General features: G+C 66.1%; 25 protein-coding genes. 16 read left to right on the forward strand and 9 right to left on the reverse strand.

The features are described 5' to 3' along the window. Complete coding sequence (locus AC2YJX_RS24825) at nucleotides 1-1,302, reverse strand: efflux RND transporter periplasmic adaptor subunit (RefSeq protein WP_174240365.1); 1,302 nt, start codon at nucleotides 1,300-1,302, stop codon at nucleotides 1-3. Between the two features lie 308 nt (nucleotides 1,303-1,610). Between AC2YJX_RS24825 and AC2YJX_RS24830 the strand changes: the two genes are divergently transcribed. Genes AC2YJX_RS24830 through AC2YJX_RS24865 form a run of 8 tightly spaced genes read left to right on the forward strand, consistent with a single transcriptional unit; the run spans nucleotide 1,611 to nucleotide 7,450 of the window. Beyond that, complete coding sequence (locus AC2YJX_RS24830; protein ID WP_121419366.1) at nucleotides 1,611-2,021, forward strand: DUF2306 domain-containing protein; 411 nt, start codon at nucleotides 1,611-1,613, stop codon at nucleotides 2,019-2,021. Between the two features lie 46 nt (nucleotides 2,022-2,067). Next, entirely contained in the window at nucleotides 2,068-2,640 is a 573-nt protein-coding gene (locus AC2YJX_RS24835; RefSeq protein ID WP_142144400.1) for a DUF6622 family protein, read from the forward strand. A 58-nt stretch (nucleotides 2,641-2,698) separates the two neighbouring features. Continuing rightward, the gene (locus AC2YJX_RS24840; protein WP_436130608.1) at nucleotides 2,699-2,989 is read left to right on the forward strand and encodes a 2TM domain-containing protein; all 291 of its coding nucleotides are present in this window, start codon (nucleotides 2,699-2,701) and stop codon (nucleotides 2,987-2,989) included. Nucleotides 2,990-3,032: 43 nt separating this feature from the next. After that, complete coding sequence (locus AC2YJX_RS24845; RefSeq protein ID WP_487257663.1) at nucleotides 3,033-4,097, forward strand: alpha/beta hydrolase family protein; 1,065 nt, start codon at nucleotides 3,033-3,035, stop codon at nucleotides 4,095-4,097. A 27-nt stretch (nucleotides 4,098-4,124) separates the two neighbouring features. Next, nucleotides 4,125-5,168, forward strand: coding sequence for an alpha/beta hydrolase (locus AC2YJX_RS24850; protein ID WP_487257589.1), 1,044 nt, complete (start codon nucleotides 4,125-4,127; stop codon nucleotides 5,166-5,168). A 55-nt stretch (nucleotides 5,169-5,223) separates the two neighbouring features. Further along, a complete protein-coding gene (locus AC2YJX_RS24855; RefSeq protein ID WP_487257590.1) occupies nucleotides 5,224-5,541 on the forward strand; it encodes a 2TM domain-containing protein in 318 nt (105 codons plus the stop codon). Next, nucleotides 5,538-6,626 (forward strand): sensor histidine kinase, encoded by a 1,089-nt coding sequence (locus AC2YJX_RS24860; protein ID WP_487257591.1) that lies wholly within the window; start codon nucleotides 5,538-5,540, stop codon nucleotides 6,624-6,626. Before AC2YJX_RS24855 ends, AC2YJX_RS24860 begins: the two co-directional genes overlap by 4 nt. Continuing rightward, nucleotides 6,623-7,450, forward strand: coding sequence for a LytR/AlgR family response regulator transcription factor (locus AC2YJX_RS24865; RefSeq protein ID WP_487257592.1), 828 nt, complete (start codon nucleotides 6,623-6,625; stop codon nucleotides 7,448-7,450). Before AC2YJX_RS24860 ends, AC2YJX_RS24865 begins: the two co-directional genes overlap by 4 nt. Nucleotides 7,451-7,458: 8 nt before the next feature. Here the strand turns inward: AC2YJX_RS24865 and AC2YJX_RS24870 are convergent, their stop codons facing one another. The 7 genes from AC2YJX_RS24870 to AC2YJX_RS24900 form a co-directional block, all read right to left on the reverse strand. After that, nucleotides 7,459-8,100 carry a LysE family translocator gene (locus AC2YJX_RS24870; protein WP_055396280.1) on the reverse strand — a complete coding sequence of 214 codons (642 nt, stop codon included), beginning with the start codon at nucleotides 8,098-8,100 and terminating at the stop codon, nucleotides 7,459-7,461. A 97-nt stretch (nucleotides 8,101-8,197) separates the two neighbouring features. Further along, nucleotides 8,198-8,824 (reverse strand): ABC transporter ATP-binding protein, encoded by a 627-nt coding sequence (locus AC2YJX_RS24875; RefSeq protein WP_487257593.1) that lies wholly within the window; start codon nucleotides 8,822-8,824, stop codon nucleotides 8,198-8,200. Between the two features lie 60 nt (nucleotides 8,825-8,884). After that, complete coding sequence (locus tag AC2YJX_RS24880; RefSeq protein ID WP_426306919.1) at nucleotides 8,885-9,820, reverse strand: EamA family transporter; 936 nt, start codon at nucleotides 9,818-9,820, stop codon at nucleotides 8,885-8,887. Further along, nucleotides 9,817-10,818: an NAD-dependent epimerase/dehydratase family protein gene (locus AC2YJX_RS24885; RefSeq protein WP_487257594.1), complete on the reverse strand. Its 1,002-nt coding sequence runs from the start codon at nucleotides 10,816-10,818 to the stop codon at nucleotides 9,817-9,819. Before AC2YJX_RS24885 ends, AC2YJX_RS24880 begins: the two co-directional genes overlap by 4 nt. After that, nucleotides 10,815-11,750 carry a bile acid:sodium symporter family protein gene (locus AC2YJX_RS24890; protein ID WP_082437355.1) on the reverse strand — a complete coding sequence of 312 codons (936 nt, stop codon included), beginning with the start codon at nucleotides 11,748-11,750 and terminating at the stop codon, nucleotides 10,815-10,817. The genes AC2YJX_RS24885 and AC2YJX_RS24890 overlap by 4 nt, the downstream gene beginning before the upstream one ends. A gap of 181 nt (nucleotides 11,751-11,931) precedes the next feature. After that, nucleotides 11,932-13,266, reverse strand: coding sequence for a flavin-containing monooxygenase (locus AC2YJX_RS24895; RefSeq protein WP_055396272.1), 1,335 nt, complete (start codon nucleotides 13,264-13,266; stop codon nucleotides 11,932-11,934). Continuing rightward, a complete protein-coding gene (locus AC2YJX_RS24900) occupies nucleotides 13,263-14,111 on the reverse strand; it encodes an SDR family oxidoreductase (protein WP_487257595.1) in 849 nt (282 codons plus the stop codon). The genes AC2YJX_RS24895 and AC2YJX_RS24900 overlap by 4 nt, the downstream gene beginning before the upstream one ends. Before the next feature lie 90 nt (nucleotides 14,112-14,201). On the opposite strand from AC2YJX_RS24900, the gene AC2YJX_RS24905 reads away from it, so the two are divergent. The 8 genes from AC2YJX_RS24905 (at nucleotide 14,202) to AC2YJX_RS24940 (ending at nucleotide 19,812) form a co-directional block, all read left to right on the forward strand. Beyond that, a complete protein-coding gene (locus AC2YJX_RS24905) occupies nucleotides 14,202-14,954 on the forward strand; it encodes an IclR family transcriptional regulator (RefSeq protein WP_055396268.1) in 753 nt (250 codons plus the stop codon). Between the two features lie 19 nt (nucleotides 14,955-14,973). Further along, the gene (locus tag AC2YJX_RS24910) at nucleotides 14,974-15,342 is read left to right on the forward strand and encodes a hypothetical protein (RefSeq protein ID WP_487257596.1); all 369 of its coding nucleotides are present in this window, start codon (nucleotides 14,974-14,976) and stop codon (nucleotides 15,340-15,342) included. Between the two features lie 126 nt (nucleotides 15,343-15,468). Further along, nucleotides 15,469-16,437 (forward strand): MBL fold metallo-hydrolase, encoded by a 969-nt coding sequence (locus tag AC2YJX_RS24915; RefSeq protein ID WP_121507162.1) that lies wholly within the window; start codon nucleotides 15,469-15,471, stop codon nucleotides 16,435-16,437. Then, nucleotides 16,415-17,017, forward strand: coding sequence for a histidine phosphatase family protein (locus tag AC2YJX_RS24920; RefSeq protein WP_487257597.1), 603 nt, complete (start codon nucleotides 16,415-16,417; stop codon nucleotides 17,015-17,017). The genes AC2YJX_RS24915 and AC2YJX_RS24920 overlap by 23 nt, the downstream gene beginning before the upstream one ends. 274 nt (nucleotides 17,018-17,291) lie before the next feature. Next, nucleotides 17,292-18,191 carry a transglutaminase-like domain-containing protein gene (locus AC2YJX_RS24925; RefSeq protein WP_228900084.1) on the forward strand — a complete coding sequence of 300 codons (900 nt, stop codon included), beginning with the start codon at nucleotides 17,292-17,294 and terminating at the stop codon, nucleotides 18,189-18,191. 94 nt (nucleotides 18,192-18,285) lie between these two features. After that, entirely contained in the window at nucleotides 18,286-18,456 is a 171-nt protein-coding gene (locus AC2YJX_RS24930) for a hypothetical protein (protein WP_162995995.1), read from the forward strand. 136 nt (nucleotides 18,457-18,592) lie between these two features. Beyond that, complete coding sequence (locus AC2YJX_RS24935; protein ID WP_121507165.1) at nucleotides 18,593-19,282, forward strand: glutathione S-transferase family protein; 690 nt, start codon at nucleotides 18,593-18,595, stop codon at nucleotides 19,280-19,282. A gap of 20 nt (nucleotides 19,283-19,302) precedes the next feature. Next, entirely contained in the window at nucleotides 19,303-19,812 is a 510-nt protein-coding gene (locus tag AC2YJX_RS24940) for a low molecular weight protein-tyrosine-phosphatase (protein WP_121507166.1), read from the forward strand. A 2-nt stretch (nucleotides 19,813-19,814) separates the two neighbouring features. Here AC2YJX_RS24940 and AC2YJX_RS24945 read toward each other — a convergent pair whose 3' ends face one another. Beyond that, complete coding sequence (locus AC2YJX_RS24945) at nucleotides 19,815-20,903, reverse strand: XdhC family protein (protein WP_121507167.1); 1,089 nt, start codon at nucleotides 20,901-20,903, stop codon at nucleotides 19,815-19,817. Nucleotides 20,904-20,962 lie beyond the last annotated feature (59 nt).

Genomic DNA, 20,962 nt, shown 5'->3' on the forward strand with positions numbered 1-20,962 from the left:
TCAGGGATTCTGAGGAGGACGCTGGCGGCGCTGGCCACCTTCTCCACGCTCCCCTCGCGGCCCGCTGGCCCCCGCACGCGGTGCACGGGCGGCCTGCGCACCCGGCAGCTGCACGGCCATGCCATCCTGCAAGCGGTCCCCGCCCTCGGTCACCACACGTTCGCCTTCCTTCAGGCCTTCGGTGATCGCCATCAGCCCCACCGTGGCCTGACCGCGCTTGACCTTGCGCAGCGACACCGTGCGGTCTTCGTTGATGACATAGACGTAGTCGCCATTGGCGCCAGTGCGCACGGCAGTCACCGGCACCACCAGCGCAGGCACGTTGCGCAGCAGCAGTTGCACGTTCACAAACTGGTTGGGAAACAGGGCACCCGCCGCGTTCTCGAACCGCGCCTTGGCCTTGACGGTGCCGGTGGTGGTGTCCACCTGATTGTCCAGCGTCGAAAACCGGCCCTTGTCGAGTTCGGCCTTGCGCGTGCGGTCCAGCGCCGTCACGGCCAGGGCGTCCGCTGCGCCCTGCGCTGCCTGGATGTCAGCCACGCGGTCCTGCGGCACGGAGAACTGCACGTCGATGGGTGCCACCTGCGTGATGGTGGCCAGGCCCGCCGTGTCGCCCGAGGTCACGTAGTTGCCCGCATCCACGGTGCGAAGACCGATGCGCCCCGACGCGGGCGCGGTGATGCGTGTGTAGTCCAGGTTCAGGCGCGCCGTGCCCTCCTGGGCCTTGTCGGTCATCACCGTGCCTTCGAGCTGTTTGACCAGCGCGGCCTGCGTGTCCACGTCCTGGCGGGCGATGGAGTCTTGCGACAGCAATGTGCGGTAGCGCTCCAGCGTGAGGCGCGCGTTCTCCAGCTGCGCCTCGTCGCGCTGGCGGGTGCCCTGGGCCTGCATCAGCGCCTGCTCGAAGGGGCGGGGGTCGATCTGCGCCAGCAACTGCCCTTTTTTGACCATCTGCCCCTCGGTGAACAGCACCTGGGTCAGCATGCCCGACACCTGGGGCCGCAGCGTGACCGTGGTGGCGGGGATCACGGTGCCCAGCGCATCGATGATCACCGGCAGTTCAGCCTTGCGCACCACGGCATCTCCCACCGTGACCATGGGGCGCCCGCCCCCCGGAAAGCCCGGACCGCCGCTGGATTCACCATTGGCCCGCTGGATGAGATACCACGCCGCCCCTCCTACCAGCCCCACCAACACCAGCGCCAGCAGGCTTCCTACCCATCGGGATCGGCGTGGCGGTTTGCCGGGGGGAGCGGGAGGAATGGCCGATGGCGGGGGCGCGTTGACTTCTTGAGGGTTCATGGCGGTCTTGATTCGTGTTCTCGGGGTGCGTGCTGGGCGGGTGTCAGCACTGTCAACCGTACCGGATCGTAGAGGCTCAGTTCACGCGTTGCTTTGAACGCTGTGCGAAGAAAAGTAAACCTTGGGGTCAAAGCAATTCGTAGGGAAGACGCATCCACCAACGGGCCGACCACCAAAAATGCCCTGCAAGTCACGCCGCGCTCCTGCATTTCGCGGCGGCCCTGGCGCATTTCGTCGCAAGCCGCTGGCAGCGACGGGGCGGTGTCGGCACAGTCCGCTCCATTGAAGAACGAGCCCGGAGCCACACCATGCAACTCACCCCCGTCATCGCCATCCACCTCGCCGCAGCGCTCGCCGCGACCGCCATCGGCCCCATCGCCCTGTGGGCCCGCAAGGGTGCCACCCAACGCCCGCGCCTGCACCGCGCCGCCGGGTATGCCTGGGTAACCCTGATGGTGGCCACAGCCGTGTCGGCCATTTTCATCAGTGGGGGTCCGGGCCCGCGCTGGGGCAGCTTCGGGCTGATCCACCTGCTGATACCGGTCACGCTGGGGATGCTGGTGCTGTCTTTTGTCTTCCTGGCCCGGCGCAACATCGACGGGCATCGCAAGACGATGCAGCGCGTCTACATCGGCGCCTGCGTGGTGGCCGGTGGCTTCACTCTGCTGCCTGATCGCTTTCTCGGCCATTCGCTCTGGTCGGCACTGGGCGTGATCTGACCCTGCCGTTCCCTCTCCATCTGCCCTTTCCACTCAGGAGATCCCCATGCTGCTCAATTTGATTGTTCACCAACCCCAAGCAATGCTCCAGGTCATCAGTCACACCCCCTACTGGGTTTGGGGCATGCTGGCCGGCCTGGTGGGGCTGGGCGCCAGCCAGCTGCGCGACCGCAGCGCCAGCCTGCTGCGAACCCAGCTCATGCCGCTGGGCATGGCCGCCTTTTCGGTGGCAGGCCTGCTGTCGGCATTCGGCGGTTCGGCCTCCTCCGGCGTTCAGGCGGTGGGTCTCTGGCTGGCAGCCGCCACGGCGACCACGGCGCTGGCCCTGTGGTTCCAGCCCACGGCGCCCACCGGCACGCTCTACAGCGCCTCTTCGCGCAGTTTTTACATTCCGGGCAGCGCCATGCCGCTCGCGCTGATCGTTGGCATCTTCCTGACCAAGTATTTCGTAGGGGTGGAGCTGGCCATGCAACCCACCCTGGCACGGGACGGCACCTTCGCGCTGCAGATCTCGGCCCTTTATGGGGTGTTCAACGGCCTGTTCGCCGCCCGGGCCCTGCGGATGTGGCGCCTGGCGCAGCAAAGCGTGGTCTACGGCGCATCCCCCGTGGGCGCCTGAGCCCCGCCAGAACCCTGCCCTCCCATCGAACTGACTCACCTTGTCTGGAGACATCACCATGCACTACATCCACCCCACCCAAGACCCCATGGAACGCCTGGCCCGCAAGCGCGCCGGGGCCAAACTCGGCTGGTACATGCACGCCGGCGTCTATCTGCTGGTCAACCTGCTGCTGATCACCTTGTCGGCCGCCAGCGGGCGGCACTGGGCGGTGTACCCCGCCCTGGGATGGGGCATCGGCCTGGTGGTGCATGGGGCGGTGGTGTTCCTGATCGCTGGCGGCGGGCTGCATGAGCGCATGGTGCAGGCCGAACGCGACCGTCTGGCGCAGCAGGGGCAACGTCCTTGAACCCGTCTACACCCTCCTTCCGCACGAAAGAAATCCCATGAAGATGCTCCGACGACTGACCCTGACCCTGCTGACACTGGCGACATGGGGTGCGGTCACCGACTCCCAGGCGGGCACGGGGCTGATGGAATTGCCCGGCTTGCTGGGGGATGGCCCCATCACGGTGTTCTACCCCAGCAGCAGTGCCGACGAACCCGTGCAGCGCGGCCCCTTCCAGCTGCAGCTGGCCTGGCAAGGCAGCCCCGTGCGGGGCAACGGCCGCCTGATCGTCATCACACACGGTTCGGGCGGCAATCCGTGGGTCCACACCGACCTTGCGCGTGCAATGGTGGCCGCAGGTTTTGTCGTGGCATTGCCCGAACATGCGGGAGACAACTCCAAAGACCCATCCACTCCCGGCCCCGAGAGCTGGAAGCGCCGCCCCGCCGAGGTCTCCCGCGCCATCGACGCCGTGGCCCAAGACAACCGCCTGGCCCCGTTGCTCACCCTGGACAAGGTGGGGGTCTTCGGTGGTTCCGCCGGTGGCCACACGGCGTTGACGCTGGCGGGCGGCGCGTGGTCGCCCGCTCGCTTTCGTCAGCACTGCGAGGCCCACATTGCCGATGATTTTTCCTCCTGTGTCGGGTTCATCACCCGTTTGCACGGCAACCTGCTGGATGGCCTGAAGAAGTGGTTTGCACTGACCGTGATACGGCACCGCTTTGGCGATGACACCGCCTACACACACCAGGACCCCCGCATACAAGCCGCCGTGGCCAGCGTGCCCTTTGCAGCCGACTTTGACATGGCCACCCTTGCCACCCCAAGCATCGCGCTGGGGCTGGTGACTGCGGGCATGGATGTGAACCAGGTACCGCGCTTTCACAGTGACGCCGTGCTCACGGCCTGCCAGGACTGCTGCACCCACGTAGCCCACCTGCCGGACGCCAGCCACGGCGCCATGCTGTCGCCCATGCCACCGCTGCACCTGCTGAGCGACGTGCAGACCGCGCTGCTGGGCGACCCGCCCGGCTTTGACCGCAAGGTGCTGCCCGAGGTGGATGCACGCATCGTGGCGTTCTTCGCCCAGCACCTGCAACCCTTGCACCCCTTTCAACCAGTGCCCTAACGCGGCCATCCTGCGTCACACGCCCCCATGCTCCTCATCTCTGCCGCCACCCTCGGCCTGCTCGCCACCATGACGCAAACCTCCAGATTGCGGCCCCGCAGCCGGTACCCCTTGTTCATCGCTGCCGCCTTGCTGACCCTGGGGCTTGCCGGACTTGCTGCCGCCATCGCCTGGGGCGGCCCCCACGACATCCCGCCGCTGTCCAGCATCAACAATCCGTTCAAGGGTGTGGACTACAGCGGTGTTCCACCAGTCCAGCGCTACACAGCGCGCGACGGCACTTCACTGGCGTGGCATGGCTACAGCCCCAGTCCGGCAACAGCAGCCACACCACAGCGCCGGGTGGTATTGGTGCATGGGTCTTCCGCACGCGGGCAGTCCAACCACGTGCTGGCACAGGCGCTGGCGGCTGAGGGCTATGCCGTGGCATCCCTGGACATGCGGGGGCACGGCGCGTCCGGCCCCAGGGGCCATGCCGCGTACATCGGCCAGATGGAAGACGACATCGAGGACTTTCTGCGCGCCGTGCCGCACGCTGGCCCGCAAACGCTGATGGGGTTTTCGGCAGGCGGCGGGTTTGCGCTGCGTTTTGCGGGCAGCGCGCGGCAGGACCTGTTCGACCGCTATGTGCTGCTTTCGCCTTTTTTGCACCACAACGCCCCCACATCGCGGCCTGACAGCGGCGGCTGGGTGTCGGTGGGCCTGCCCCGCATGGTTGCCATCACGCTGCTCAATCAGATCGGCATCACCCGGTGGAACCACCTGCCCGTGCTGAGCTTTGCCCTCAACGACGTAGCCCGCGAGCTGCTCACGCCCCGCTATTCGTACACGGTGGCCACCAACTTTCGCCCCCACGACGACTACCAGGCCGACATCCGCAATGCCCGGGGCACGGTCTGCATCGTGGCCGGGCAGGACGATGAGCTTTTTTACGCCGACCGCTTTGCCGATCTGTTTGCCCAGTCGGGCAAGCCTGTGCCCGTGACCCTGGTGCCCGGCGTGAACCACATGGGGCTGACGCTGGACGCCCAGGCTGTGGCCACGGTGGCGCGCCACACCTGCCCGGCGTAGCCCGCCCCTAGAATCCCTGCAGCGCCCCGAGCTTTTCACCCCCGACCGCCCCGCCATGACCGCCCCTCTTAGCCCCGAAGAAATCGAAACGCTGGCCCGCCGGCGCGCCAGCGCCAAGCTGGGTTGGTACGTGCACGCTGCAGCGTTCGTGCTGGTGAACGCGCTGCTCTTTGCCATGTCGCGCTACGCATTCGGTACGCGCCCCTGGTCGATCTATCCACTGCTGGGCTGGGGCCTGGGGCTGATGCTGCATGGGGTGTCGGTGTTCCTGCTGGGCAGTGGCGACGGCCTGCGCGAACGCATGGTGCAGCGCGAGCGCGAAGCCCTGCAGCGCGAACAAGCCCAAAAGCAGCAAGATCAGCACCGGCCATGATGCTGCGACGCCCCTTCAACGGCATCAGCAAGCTGCGGCACTTCCTTCAGGTGCTCGCCTTCACCCTGGTCGTTGCGACTATCCAATATGCGTTCATGCCCGACAAGCCCTACGGGCCGCCGGTGGTGTATTCGATACTGATCGGCACCTTCACCTGGGCCGTGATCGACCTGGGGCGCGAATTGATACCGTCTGCCGCCGAAACGGGCTGGCCGCATGGGTGGCAAGGCATGGCGCTGGTGGCGGGGGGCATCGTTGTGGGGTACGTGGCAGGCACGGCGCTGGCCAACGCCTTGTGCGTGTACTACTTTCACTTCTACCCACCGGGCACGTCCACTACCGGGTCTGACCAGCGCACATCCATTCTCATCACGGCCATTGCCGGGCTGGTGGGCAGCTACTACTTCTACGCCATCCACAAATCGGCGTATCTGGAGGACAAGATGGCCGAGGCGCGCATGCACGCGAGCGAGGCCCGCCTGAAGCTGCTGGAAACCCAGCTCGAACCGCACATGCTGTTCAACACGCTGGCCAACCTGCGCGTGCTGATCGGCACAGACCCCGCGCGTGCGCAAGAGATGCTGGACCGCATGATTGCCTACCTGCGCGCCACGCTCACCGCGTCGCGCAGCACCCAGCACCCGCTGTCCAACGAGTTTGACCGCCTGCGCGACTACCTGGAGCTGATGGCGGTGCGCATGGGCCCGCGCATGGCCTACACGCTGGACCTGCCCGAGGCACTGCGGGAAGTGCCCGTGCCGCCACTGCTGCTGCAGCCCCTGGTGGAAAACGCCATACGCCACGGCCTGGAGCCCCAGGTGGAAGGCGGCCACATCACCGTGCGTGCCAGCACGCGCCCGGGCGCCAATGGCCCGCTGCTGGTGATCGAGGTCAACGACACCGGCGTGGGCCTGCCCGGCACCCTGCCCACGCCGGGCCCCGGTCAAAGCTTTGGTCTGACCCAGGTGCGCGAACGCCTGGCCACCTTGCACGGCGCATCAGGCACTCTTGATTTGATAGCTGCTAGCGCAGGTGGGACAAGCGCTAGCGTCGTTTTTCCTTTGAAATCCGCTCCAAGCCCATGAACCAGCCCGCCCCCCGCGCCCTGATTGCCGAGGATGAACACCTGCTGGCTGCCGCACTGCAGCAGGAGCTGGCCCGCGCCTGGCCCGCGCTGCAGATCGCCGCGACCGTGGGCGACGGCCTGTCGGCCGTCAGGCAGGCGCTGGCACTGCTCCCCGACGTGCTCTTCTTTGACATCCGCATGCCGGGCCAGAGCGGGCTGGATGCCGCCGTGGAACTGGCCGACGCCTGGCCCGACGACAAACCGTTTCCCGCACTCGTATTCGTGACGGCCTACGACCAGTACGCCGTGCAAGCGTTTGAAGCCCAGGCTGTGGACTACCTGCTCAAGCCCGTGCAGGCGGCCCGGCTGCAAAAAACAGTGCAAAAACTGCAGATAGCGCTTATGAATAAAGCGCAACCAGCTATCAATTTAGAAGCAACCATGGAGCAGCTGCGCCACCTGCTGGCAGCGCCCGGCATTGCCTCGCCATCCGCTGCAGCGGCACCAAGCAGCACCGCCCCCCTCACCCTCATCCAGGCCAGCAGCGGCAGCCAGATCCACATGGTGCCGGTGGCCGACGTGCTGTACTTTGAAGCGGCCGACAAATACGTGCGGGTGCTGACTGCGGCGCGCGAGTACCTGATCCGCACGCCGCTCAAGGAGCTGACGAGCCAGCTTGATACGCAGGTGTTCTGGCAGATCCATCGCAGCACCCTGGTGCGCGCCAGCGCCATCACCACGGTGACGCGCGACGAGGCGGGCAAGCTGCATCTGGAGCTGGCGGGCCGGACCGAGAAGCTGCCCGTGAGCCGCCTTTACGCGCACCTTTTCAAGGCGATGTAGTCCCCGAGTTACCGATTGGTGGCCAGCAGCAGGCCACCCGCCCCCATGAAGAACCCGCCGGTGGCCTTGTTGAGACGCACCACACCCCGTGAGGTGCGGATAAACCGGCGGATCTGCCGGCCCCCCGCCGCATACACCGCCGTGGAGACAAACTCAGCCCCCAGGTACACCGCCCCCAGCACCACAAACTGGCGCAGGGCCGGCTGGCCGGGGTCGATGAACTGCGGAAAGACCGCTGCAAACAGGATGATGGCCTTGGGATTGGTGATGCCCAGCAAGAACTCCTGCGCGATGAGCGACTGCAGGCGCACCGGTGCACCGCCCGCTTTGACCGCACCTCCGTCTGCGCCATCCACCACATCCAGCCCGCTGAACTCGCGGCTGCGCCACGCGCGCCAGCCCAGCCAGAACAGGTAGCAGGCCCCTACCCACTTCACGGCCGTGAAGGCCGCCTCGGACGCCAGCAGCATGGCCCCCAAGCCCACCGCAGACACCGTCAGGAAAATCGCGAACGCAGCCACCCGCCCCAGCGTCGCCACCATGGCCGCACCAATCCCCGCGCGAATGCCGTTGTTGAGGCCACAGAAATTGTTGGGGCCGGGCGTGAGCGCAATGGCAACCGCCACCGGGGCAAAAAGAAGCGCGTCCATGGAACAGTCCTTCAGAGAACGGGAAAACACCCGATAGCGGCCCAGTCTAAAACAAGCGGGGGCGGAAGGCGCAGGCGCTCGGTGCCCCGGACACCACTCAACTGTTCAGTTCCACCACCGTGCCCCAGGGCACGCCTGGCAAAGCCTCGTAGTGCGCCACGACCACCACGCGCCCGGGCTGGCCCACCACCTGCGCCAGGGCGCGGCCCAGGTAGGTGGCCGACGGCTTGTCCAGCCCGCCCACAGGCTCGTCGATCAAGGTCAGCGGCGCGCCCGAGGCCAGCGCCCCGGCCATGAGCACCTTGCGCTTGCTGCCGGTGGACAGCGCGTAGAACGGCTTGTCCAGATGCTCGTGCAGCGTGAAGCCTTCAATGTGCGTGGCCAGCGCTGCCGCATCCCACAGCGGGTAGTGCGCGGGCAGGCTGTCCAGCCAGCCACGGGCGGTGAGTTTGTCAAGGTCGCCAGCACGGGGATCAACCCAGAACACCATGCGCGCAAAGGCCTTGGGCGCGTCGCCCAGGCTCACACCCTGCAGCGTGATGCGCCCGGCCTGTGCCGTGAGTTCACCCGCAAGCAGGCGCAGCAGCGTGGTCTTGCCACTGCTTTCGTCGCCACGCACCAGCGCCAGGCCTGCAGGCAGCGCCACCGACCACTGGTTGAGCACCCCACATTCGGGATAGGCAAAACACAGCCCCTCCACCTGCAACACCACGTTCTCAGACATCCTGCTTCCTTGGGTTTGTTGCGCAGGACATTCCGTACAAGCCTGCGCCGGTCCAGGATTCTAGAGAGCGGTCGAGTGGGTCTCGGCTTTGCGCCGCCACCGTGCCCACAGCCAGCCACCGGTCTGGTTGACCACCAGGCCACACAACACAGCCGCTGCGCCCGCCCACTGCAGCGGCAAGGGCGTTTCGCCCAAAAACGCATACGCAGCCCACAGCCCTACCACTGGCACCAGCAGCGAAAACGGCGTCACCCGCCCGGCCGCGTGGCGTTGCAGCAGCTGCGTCCACAGCGTGTAGGCCAGCAAGGTGGCCAGCAATGCGAGGTAAAGCACTGCGAGCAAAGCCCTGCCGTCCACCGCCTGCAATTGCGCCACGACACCGCTGGCGCCTTCGGTCCACACCGCCAGCGCAAAGAACGGAACGATGGGCACCACGCTGCTCCACACGATGAACGGAAACGGCGCGTAAGCCCCTGCCTGCGCAGCGCGGCGTGCCACCAGGTTGGACACCGCCCACATGAAGGCCGCGCCGAGGGTGAGCACAAAACCGGCCAGCGTCATCTGCCCGGGCCCTTCTCCATGGGCAAGACCAATGGTCATGAGCCCGCCAAACGCCAGCAGCAGACCCCACCACTGCCAGGGTTGGGCGCGCTCACCCAGCAGCGGTGCAGCCAGCAGCAGCGTAAAAAACGCCTGCGTCTGCATGACCACCGAGGCCATGCCCGCCGTCATGCCCAGCTGCAGACCCAGGAACAGAAAGCCGAACTGCCCCAGCCCCTGCGCCAGCCCGTAGCCCACCACAAAGCGCCAGGGCATCGATGGGCGGGGCACGAACAGCAGAAACGGCAAGGATGCCGCAGTGAAACGCAGGGCACCCAGCAGCATGGGGCTGAGCCCCTGCAAGCCCAGCTTCATCACCACAAAGTTCAGCCCCCAGATGACCACCACGGCCAGCGCGCGCAGCAAGTCGCCACGGCTCAGTGCCAGCGCCGTCATGCAGCCACCGCCGCAGCCACCGGCCGCCCTTGGCGCGCCCGGGCAGCCACAAAGGCTTCGAACGCCTCTGCGCTGGTCTTGCCGGGCACGTAGCCCAGCACCTCCTTGAGCGCGGCATTGAGCAGCACGGGGCGGTAACGCAGAAAATCCAGCTGCTCGGGCCCGTAGCGGCTCAGGCCCAGCGCGGTGCCCACCGCCAGAGCTGCACGCAGCAGGCCCGCAGGCAACTCCAGCACCGGTTTACCCAGGCGCCGGGCGATCTCGCGCAGTGGCAGCGCACCATCGCCCGCCAGGTTGAAACAGCCAGCGCGCTGCGTGCGCAACGCATGCAGGATGGCGCCGGTCACGTCCTCGTCCCAGATGAAAACAAACGGGCTCTCGCTGCCACGGATGGCCAGCAGGCGGCGTTTGTCGAACAGCGCGGTGATCTGGTTGTCCACCCGCTCGCCCAGGATGGTGCCGATGCGCAGCACCGTCTGCGCCAGCGCGGGGTGGTCCGCGCGGTACTGCGCGAGCATCTCTTCCACCAGCCGCTTGTGGTGGGCATAGGCAAAAACCTCATTGCCGCGCAGCGCATCGGTCTCCCGCAGCCAGGCCGGGTTGTCGACGTGGTAACCATAGGCCGCGCCGCTGGAGCTGACCACAATATGTTTCACCCCCGTGGCCACGCAAGCGTTGAGCACATTCTGGCTGCCCAGCACATCCACGGAGTATTCGAATTCGCGGTTGGATCCTTTGCCCGGCGTGACGATGGAGGCCAGGTGCACCACGCTGTCGATGGCATGGTCGGCGAGCGTCTGCGCCAGCGCGGGGTCACGCACGTCCTGCACCAGATAGATCACGTCAGGCAGGCGGCGCTCGGCAGGCACCTCGCGCACATCGGCCGCCACCAGCGTGTGCACACCCTCGCGCGCAAGGGCGGCCACTACACCCTGGCCCAGAAAACCGTCGGCCCCGGTCACCAGGATGTGGCGCGTTGCCAATGAAGAAGCCGTCATGCGCCGTGCTCCTTGGCCGAAGCCCCCAGCGGCACCACCGCAGGTCTGCGGCCCCACCATCCCGCCAGCGCCAGGCCGGCAATGATGTCCCAAAAGCCCCAGACACCCGCCACCACGGCCATGCCCCCCAGTCCTCCAAAAAAACTGAAGATCAGCACCAGGCCCAGGCCCGCGTTGCGGATGCCCACCTCAATGCTCACCGCGCGCCGGTCGTAGTCCGACAAGCCGCTGAGCCGCGCGCAGGCGTAGCCGGTGCCAAAGGCCAGCGCGTCATGCAATACCACGGCCAGCAGCACCAGCCCCACGTAGTCGAGGAAGTAGCGCCAGTTGCCCGCCACGGCCCCGACGATGAAACCGATCAGGCAGACAAAGCTGAGGATGCGCACGGGCTTGTTCACCCGCTGCGTGAAACGCGGCAGCTTCTCCGCACACAGAATGCCCAGTGCAAACGGCAGCCCGATGATGGCGACGATGTGCCCCGCCATCTCCAGCGGGTCGAGCGCAATGCTGCGCAACAACGGTGCCGCCGTGGGGTGCAAACCGCCCCAGAACGCGAAGTTGAGCGGCATAAGCACAATCGCGAGCGCGTTGGAGATCGCCGTCATCGACACCGACAGCGCCACATTGCCCCCGGCGCGGTGCGTGAGGATGTTGCTCACATTGCCCGGCGGGCAGCAGGCCACCAGGATCATGCCCAGCGCAATGCTGGGGCCGGGCTGGAGCAGCAGCGTGAGCGCAAAGGTCACGGCAGGCAGCACGATGAACTGCGCCGCAATGCCCACTGCCATGGCTCCGGGCATGCGCAGCACGCGCTTGAAGTCGGCCACGCGCGTATCGAGCGCAATGCCGAACATGAGAAAACCCAGCACTACATTGAGCGCCACGAGCGATGCAGGGTTGAAGTTGAGGCGTATTTCGTCGACGGGCAGCATAGATAACCTTTGAGTTCAGTTCTTCACCGCGTATTGCGCAACGCGCAACGCACGAGACTGTCGCAGCGACAGCGCGGGACGCCGAGCAAGGGCCGCCCCGCAGCGAGGGCGTCGTCCCCTTGCCCGCAGTGCGCAGCGCTGCGAGAGCGGGGGGAAGGCGCGCAGCGCCTCAGGGGGGCTTTCATGCCAGGGCAGCGGCCGCTGCCCGCACCGCGTTGCGGTAGGTGTCCTTGTGCACGTAGTACGCCATGCGTTCGAGCTTCAGGTACTTGAAGCCACCCGACAGATCGGGTGGAGGCCCGGCCTTGGCCTGGCGCAGGGCCTCGGCGCGCGGTGATCCTTCTGACTGCGCCTTGAAAAAGCGCGCTACCAGCTCCGCTTGCTCGTAACGGCCCTGCCAGCCGATGCCGCTGGCCTCGATCATCCCCATCACCGCCAGATTGTCGAAGCGCGGCGACAGGATGTTGAGGTACAGCTGCGGCGCCATGCCGTTCCAGTTGAGCAGGCTGTGGTCGATAAAAGGGTAGTGCAGCTTGTAGCCGGTGGCGCAGAGCACGAGGTCGTAGTCTTGCGCGCTACCGTCCTTGAAAAACACGGTGTGGCCCTGCAGGCGCGCAATATCGGGCTTCACATGAATGTCGCCGTGACCCAGGTGGTGCAGCACCAGCGAGTTGACCACGGGGTGCGATTCGTACATCTTGTAATCGGGCTTGGGCAGGCCAAACCGCGCCGGGTCGCCGGTGAACCACTGCAGCACCACGCTGTCGATCTTCTGCTTGAGCCAGGGCGGCATCTTGAACTTTCCCCCCAGCGTGTCGGCGGGCTGGCCGAACACGTATTTGGGGACGAAGTAGTAGCCGCGCCGCACCGACAGATCCACGCTGCGCGCGTAATGCACCGCATCCACGGCTATGTCGCAGCCCGAGTTGCCCGCGCCCACCACCAACACGCGTTTGCCCTTGAACAGCTCGGCGCTTTTGTAGGCGCTGGTGTGCAGCAGTTCGCCATCAAACTGGCCTTCAAAGCGCGGCATGTTGGGCTCGGCCAGCGTGCCATTGGCAATCACCACGCCCTTGAACTCTGCGGTCTGCGCGGGTCCGCCGTGCTGGCTCCAGGTGACGCGCCACAGCGGCGCTGCGCCCTCGCCCACGGGCTCGACCTTCAGCACGCGGGTACCAAACCAGTAGTGCGGGCGCAAACTAAAGTGCGCGGCAAAGTCCATGAAGTACTGCCGCATCTCGCGTTGGCTGGGGTAGTCGGCCACCTCGGGTCGCATGGGGAATTCGGTGAACTCCGTGGTGTGTTTGCTGGAGATGAGGTGCGCGGACTCATACACCGTGCTGCGCGGGTTCTCGATGTTCCACAGGCCGCCCACGTCGGTGTGTGCCTCAAAGCCCTGGAAGGGCACGCCCAGCTTTTGCAGGTTGCGCGCAGCCGCCAGGCCACTGGGGCCTGCGCCTATCAGAGCGATCTGGGTGCGGGTATCTGCCACAGTGGGTGTTGTCTCCGTTGTCATGCGTTTTTGCTTTCGTTGTGTATCGGCGTCTCTGTAGGCAACGGCAGGCCCGGAATGGCCGTGGCCCCCGCCTCGCCCACGCGCGGCTTGCGCGGCTGGCCCAGCAGAAGTCGGTCGTGCAGGGCGTCGGGCAACAGGTTCAGCAAGCGGGCCAACCAGCCGATGCGCGCGGGCAGCACGATGTGGGTACGACCTTGCGCGACGCCCGCCAGCAGAGCCCGGGCAGCGGCTTCGGGCTCCATCAGGCCCGGCATGGCAAAACGATTGCCCGCCGTGAGCGCGGTGCGAAGGTAGCCAGGGCTCACCGTGCTGACCACAATGGATTCGCCGCGCAGCTCGGCACGCAGGCTCTCCAGGTAGCGGATGAGCCCGCCCTTGCTCGCGCAATAGGCACCGTTGCCCGGCATGCCGCGCCAGCCCGCAATGCTGGCCACACCCACCAGGGCGCCGCGCCGCTGAGCGCGCATGGCTTTCACAAACGGCTGAAAGGTGGTGGCCGCGCCCAGCAGGTTGATCTCCAGCATACGGCGCAGCACCGCGAGGTCGTCGGCTTCGGCAGTGTCAAAGCCGCCTGCCACGCCCGCGTTGGCAATGACGAGGTCGGGCACCGCGCCCGAGCGCGCCATCCAGTCGGCCGCCATGGCCTGCATCGCCGTGCTGTCGGACACATCGGGCGTGTACACCGCGCAGCGCCCAGGCGCCAGCGCAGCCAGTGCCTGCAACGTGGGCAAGTGAAGCCCCACCAGCGCCACGGCGGCGCCCTGGCCGATCAGCTCCCGCGCCAGGGCCTGGCCCAGGCCACCACAAGCGCCTGTGAGTACCGCGTTCCGAAAAGTCGCCGCCATGAGCACCCCGTGAAATGTTGGTTTGCAGCTTAGCCACAATGCTCAATAATCCCGAAATGTTTTATGGATTCGTCTCGAATTCCGGGATTTATGACCAACTCATCCCCCAGCCTGCGTCTGTTTGAACTGCTGGAAATCATGTGCGCCCATGGTCGCCCGTTCAGCCTGGCGGACGCCATCGAGGCCACAGGCTGGCCCAAACCCAGCGTGCACCGCATGCTGGGCCAGCTCGAAAGCGGTGGCCTGCTGGCGCGCGAGCCCGATGGGCGCCGCTACACCCCCGCACCCCGCCTGCTGCGCCTGGCCGAAAGCACGCTCAGCGCGGGCACCCAGCATGGCGTGCGCCATGCGGTGCTGCGCCAGCTGGTGGCCGATATTGGCGAGAGCTGCAACCTCACGGCGCTCAGCGGCGCCGAGGTGATCTACCTGGACCGCGTGGAGTCGGCCTTTCCGCTGCGCATGGAGCTGCGGCCCGGCACGCGCGTGCCCATCCACTGCTCGGCCAGCGGCAAGCTGTTTCTGGCCCACCTGTCAGCCGCGCGCCGGGCGGCGATCCTGGACGGACTGCCGCTGACCCGCCACACGGCCACCACTTTGACCGACCGCACCGCCCTGGAGGCCGAGCTGGAGCAGATCCTGCGGCAGGGTTACGCCACAGATGCCGAAGAGTTTGTGGACGGTCTCGTTTGTGTGGCTGTGCCTGTGCTGGGCAGCGGGCGGCGGCAGGTACGCTGCGCCGTGGCCCTGCAAGCACCGGCGGCACGCATGCCGCTGGCGCAGGCGCTACAGCAGGTGACCCGCCTGGGCGAAGCCGCCCAGGCGCTGGGCCGTACCTGGACATGACATCTCTTTAACGGACACCATGAACCTGAACTACCTGGATTTTGACTACAGCGAAGACGCGGACGGCGTAGGTACGTTTGACGCCATGGCGAGCGTGCAGCCCGCGCAGATTCCCGCATTGCAGACCGAGATCAGCGCCGTGCTCGTCTGGGCGCACCAGCATTGGCCCGATGCCTGTGGCCCGTCGGAAGATGGGGGCATATGGCACTGCGACCTGCAGGGCGTGCAGGAGGTCAGCACACCGCTGGTGCTGACGTTTGATGACACCGCCGGGCAACTGCGTGCGGTGCCAGGCAACCCCGCCCCACCCCGGACCACGATCACCTTGACAATCAGCGGAAATGCTGACTTTTGCGGTGCGTTGCGCGACGCCTTCGCGATCGAATAGCCTCCATAGCCCCAATTACCAGCAAAAGCCCCACATTGCGAACAGGTTAGCGCGTCGGCAAGCGGCAATCTCTCGGGCATCGCTACAGTTGCGACTCCTCAGTTCAACTCAAGACCGGAGAGTTTCATGCTGTCACGCCGCCACTTCCTGGGTGCAAGCCTGGCCACCACCGTTTACGCAGCGGGCTCGTTTGTCCCCGTGTGGGCCCAGAACGCGCCCAACTTCGGAACCCCCACCTTGCCCAGCCCCGGCTTTCGCCGCATGAAGGTGGGCGATGTGGAGGTGATTGCGCTGAACGATGGCATCACGCGCCGCCCGCTGGGAGAGGAATTTGTGAAGAACGCGCCGCTGACCGAGGTGCGTGCGCTGCTGGCATCGCAAGGACTGCCCACCGACTACATCGACGTGCCCTACACACCCTTTCTGGTGGTGGCAGGCGCGCGCAAGATCCTCATCGACACCGGCTTGGGCGAGTTTGGTGGCGCCACCACCGGCAAGCTGCTCGACAGCCTGCGCGCGGCGGGGATGCAGGCAGCCGACATCGACACCGTGCTGATCAGCCACTACCACGGCGACCACATCAACGGCATCCGCAACAAGGCCGGTGAGTTGGTTTTCCCCAAGGCCAAGGTGATGGTGCCCGCCGCCGAACACGCGTTCTGGATGGACGACGCCCGCATGGCCGCTGCGCCCGCTGGCATGAAGGGTGCATTCGATAACGTGCGCCGCACCTTTGCCACCATGCCCGCAGACACGCTGGTGCAGTTTGCGGCCGATGCGGAAGTGGCGCCGGGCATCAAGTCTGTGGCGGCCTATGGCCACACGCCGGGCCATACGCTGTTCGAGCTGACCTCGTCGGGCCAGAAGTTCTTCTACGTGGCAGACCTGACCAATGTGCCTGCACTGTTCGCACGCAATCCCGACTGGGCTGTGACCTTTGACATGGACGCCGAGGCTGCGCGCAAGGTGCGGCGCGATGTGTTCCAGCGCATCACCGCCAGCAATGCCATGCTGGGCGGCTTCCACTTCCCGTTCCCGGCGTTTGGCCGCATGGCGGCTTCTGGCAATGGCTATGCCTTCCAGCCTGCCGCCTGAGCCCCGCATTGCCCGCCGTGCGGTGCTGGGCGCCGGGCTGGCCTTGGCCAGCCTGCGCGGCTGGGCGGCGCAAGACGCGGATGCCGAAGCCTTGTTGCGCAAGGGCGGGGTGGTGGCAGCCATCCGCCACTCGCTGGCCCCCGGCACGTTTGACCCCCCAGGATTCCGCCTGGGTGACTGCAGCACCCAGCGCAATCTGAGCGAAGAAGGCCGCGCACAGGCACGCAGCGTGGGGGCGTGGTTTCAGCAGCGCCAACTCCAACCTGGCAAGGTTTTATCAAGCCCCTGGTGTCGCTGCGTGGACAGTGCCACCCTCGCCTTTGGTACGCCGCAGGTCTGGGCGGCACTCGGGTCGCCCCGGGGTAGCCCGGAGACCACCGGCGCGGCCCACCTGCGTGAACTGCGTACAGCGCTGGCCACAGCGTCGTCCCAGCCCGGTCGTTTCGAAGTGTGGTTCACCCACATGTTTGTGCTGTCCGACCTGGCAAATACCAACACCAGCTCGGGCGAAGGACTGATTCTCCGGGCAGATCGCAGTGGCAACGTCGAGGCCCTGGCGCGTCTTTCCATACCCGCCTGACGGGGTGACCTGGCGGCTTCCCGCGAATGGGTAGCGGGCGGGCACGGCGGCGGGTCGTTCGCCTACATCGGGCGCGGGGGAAAGGACTATCCTCAAGCCACGCTGCTGTGCCGGATGCCCCGGAACGCGGCGCACGAAGGACATGCCCATGGCAAACACCCAAAGCCCTCCCCCGCAGTCAAATACCCGCAACGCTGCCACCTGGCCTGCCCCCCACCCCGCCCAGCAAGTCGGCACAGTCCCTGCAGACCAGCCAAGCCATGACCGCGTACGCATGGAGCTGCAGATTGATCTGAGCTACGAGGTGGACCAGTATGGTGCCGATTTTGTCTTCAACATTCACGCGGCGCAGACACCCAACCAGTCGGTAAGCGCAGAGCGCTTGGTCATCAACCAGCCCATTGCCCACCACATTCATACCGACCCAGCCACTGGAAACCGCTATCTACGGCTGCATGGCGAGCCCGGCACGCTGGAGCTGTCGTATTCAGCCACGGTCGATATCAACCACTACCGCATCGACCCCTCCCAATTGGCAGAAGTACCGGTGCGGCGCCTGCCGCAAGAGGTAATGGGCTACATCTACCCCAGCCGGTATTGCCAGTCCGACCGGCTGCTGCGCCTGGCGACGAACGAGTTTGGTGCGCTGTGGCAAGGGCACAGCCGCGTGCAGGCGATCTGCGACTGGGTGCAGCGGCACGTGGCGTTCACCTCCAACACTTCCAACTCCAACACCTCTGCGGTGGACACGCTGGTGGAGCAGGTGGGCGTGTGCCGTGACTTCGCCCACCTCATGATTGCCTTGTGCCGCGCCATCAACATCCCGGCCCGCTTCACCACCGGAACCGACTACGGCGCTGACCCGGCCCTGGGCCCCCCCGACTTTCATGCCTATGTGGAGGTGTACCTGGGCGACCGCTGGTACATCTTTGACCCGTCTGGCACGGCGATCCCCATGGGCCTGCTGCGGTTTGGTGTGGGGAGGGATGCGGCCGATGTGGCCTTTGCCACCATCTTCGGTGGCGTGTGGGCCAAGCCCCCCGTGATCCGTACGATGGCCATTCAGGATGCCGCGCGGGGTTTTGAGTTGCCCCGCCATTGCACACAAGCGCTGTCCACCGACCACGGCGCAGGTGTGGCGGCGGGTGTGGCCGCAGGTTTTGTGGCGGCCTGAGCACCCACAAAACACCTGCCAAACACCTTTGAAAGCCCGGCAACCCGGCTGTGGCCTAAAATCTCTCCTTTTTCCACCAACTCAGAGACCTACCATGGGCAACAAGATCGTCACCGAAGCAGACCGCAAGCGCACCCCCCGCCCTACGCCCGTGCCCGGCTACACCCTGGCCACTCCCGGCCGTGGCCAGCGCGTGAGCCTGGAACGCGGTGTGGCAACCCGCAGCAAGAAGAACCCTGGCAAGCGCTCCAAGAAGGGCGGCTGATCGCCAGATCGCCACGGGCCGACTGCGGTTGGTTCCTTGCAAGAAAGCCCTCGCCAGAGGGCTTTCTTGCTTTCTGGGGCTTTCACACCCCCAGCTGGTGGCGCCTTGCTCCGGCAACCTGTGCCAATATTCACCCATGATCACCGTCCACCACCTCGAAACCTCGCGCTCGCAGCGCGTTCTCTGGCTGCTCGAAGAACTGGGTGTTCCCTACGAGCTGAAAATCTACCAGCGCGACAAGGCCACCAAGCTGGCCCCGCCCGAACTCAAGAAGATCCACCCGCTGGGCAAATCACCGGTGATCACAGACGGCAAAGAGGTCATCGCCGAGTCGGGCGCGATCATCGAATACCTGGTGGAAACCTACGGTGCCCAGGCGGGCGGCGACCTGGCCCACCTGCAACCGGCGCCGCGCACGCCAGAGTACCGCCAGTGCCGCTTCTGGATGCACTACGCCGAAGGCTCGCTGATGAACTGGCTGGTGATGAAGCTGGTGTTCATGACAATCCCCACGCAGCCGATGCCCTTCTTCGTCAAGCCCATCGCCAAGGCACTGTGCGGCACGGTGCAGGAGAAATTGATCGACCCCAATGTGAACACCGCGCTCGACTTCATGGAGCAGCACCTGGGCACGCACCGCTGGTTTGCGGGCGAGCACCTCACCATGGCCGATTTTCAGATGAGCTTTGCGGTGGAGGCAGCCCTCTCACGTGCCAGCAAGGCCGGTGCGTGCCCCAACCTTCTGGCCTACAAGCAGCGCATGGAGGCCCGCCCCGCGTACCAGCGCGGCATTGCCAAGGGTGGCCCGGTGGTGATGTCCGCCTGAACATCGTCGGGATCACAGAGATGCCTGACCGCGTCGCTACCTACTCGGTGCTTTTTGTGTGCATGGGCAACATCTGCCGCAGCCCCACGGCCCACGGCGTGTTCCGGCACAAGGTGGTTCACAGTGGTTTGGCCAGCCAGGTGCGTGTGGACTCGGCAGGCACCCACAACTACCACCCCGGCAAGGCACCGGACGAGCGGACGCAACGCCACGCAGCGCAACGGGGCTACGACCTGTCGGATCTGCGCGCTCGGCAGATGCTGGCCAACGACTTTGAACGCCACGATCTGGTTCTGGCGATGGACTGGGACAACCTGGCCCTTGCGCAAGACCTTTGCCCACCCGAACACGCCCGCAAGTTGCGCCGTATGACAGAGTTCTGCCAACGGTTCGACAGCCCCGTGGTGCCCGATCCGTACTACGGCGGGGCCGCTGGTTTTGAGGAGGTGCTGGACCTGGTGGAAGACGCCTGTGATGGCCTGCTGCACCATGTGCGGCAGCAGTTGCAGCGGCGGTCCAGGCCGCTTTAGCACTACGCGGCGCGCACCCCACACACCAGCGCGCCGGGGTCGTTGTGCGCCAGCTCCCGGTCATTCTTGGCCTGGGCCACTTCCATGTCGCGCGGCAGGGTGACACCGTTTTTGACGGCCAAAATTTCGGCCATCACGCTCACCGCAATCTCGGGTGGTGTCTTGCTGCCGATGTAGATGCCGATCGGTCCGCGCAGGCGGGCCAGGCTCTCCTCGGTCTGGTCGAAGTGTTCGATCATGCGGGCGCGGCGCGCCTCGTTGTTGCGGCGCGAGCCGATGCCGCCCACATAAAACGCGTCGGTATTCAGCGCCTCCAGCAGCGCCAGGTCGTCGAGCTTGGGGTCGTGCGTGAGGGCCACCACGCAACTGCGCCGGTCGGGCTTGAAGGCCAGCACCACGTCGTCGGGCATGTCACTCACCACCGTGGCGGCAGGCACGTTCCAGCTGCCCCGATATTCCTCGCGCGGGTCGCACACCGTGACCGCAAACCCGTTGAACAGCGCCATGGTGGCCAGGTATTCCGCCAGCTGGCCCGCGCCGATCAGCAGCATGCGGTACTCGGGGCCAAAGGTGTTGGTAAGCCGCTCAGCATCCACCACCAGCTCGGTGGGCGCTGCCGCAGGCGTTAGCGTGACCGCGCCGTCGACCAAGCGCACGCTGCGCTGCATCAGGCGCCCAGCCTCCAGCGCGGTGATCAGTGTTGCCAGGCTGTCCGGGGCCGGGTCGTACTCCAGCAGCAGCTCCAGCGTTCCGCCACAGGGCAAGCCGAAGCGGTGCGCCTCGTCTGCGGTGACGCCGTATTTCACAAACGTCGGCGGGCCGCTGGGAATACGGTGATCCTTGTCTCCGACCGCATTCGCCGTGGGCGCGCCCTGCGCATAGGCCCGGGTGTGGCGGTCAATCAGATCGTCCTCAATGCACCCGCCCGACACAGACCCCACCACCGAACCGTCTTCGCACAGCGCCATGATGGAGCCCACCGGCCGGGGTGAAGAGCCCCACGTGCGCACCACCGTCGCCAGCAACGCCCGCCGCCCGGCGGCCCGCCAGCCCTGCAGCGTGCGCAACACCATCACATCCAGGTTTTCCATCGTTCCGTCACCAATTCATTTCTACCGCTTATTCAGATATTCCCATCTACGCCCGCTGC

It is taken from the genome of Acidovorax sp. SRI_002 (assembly GCF_057586455.1).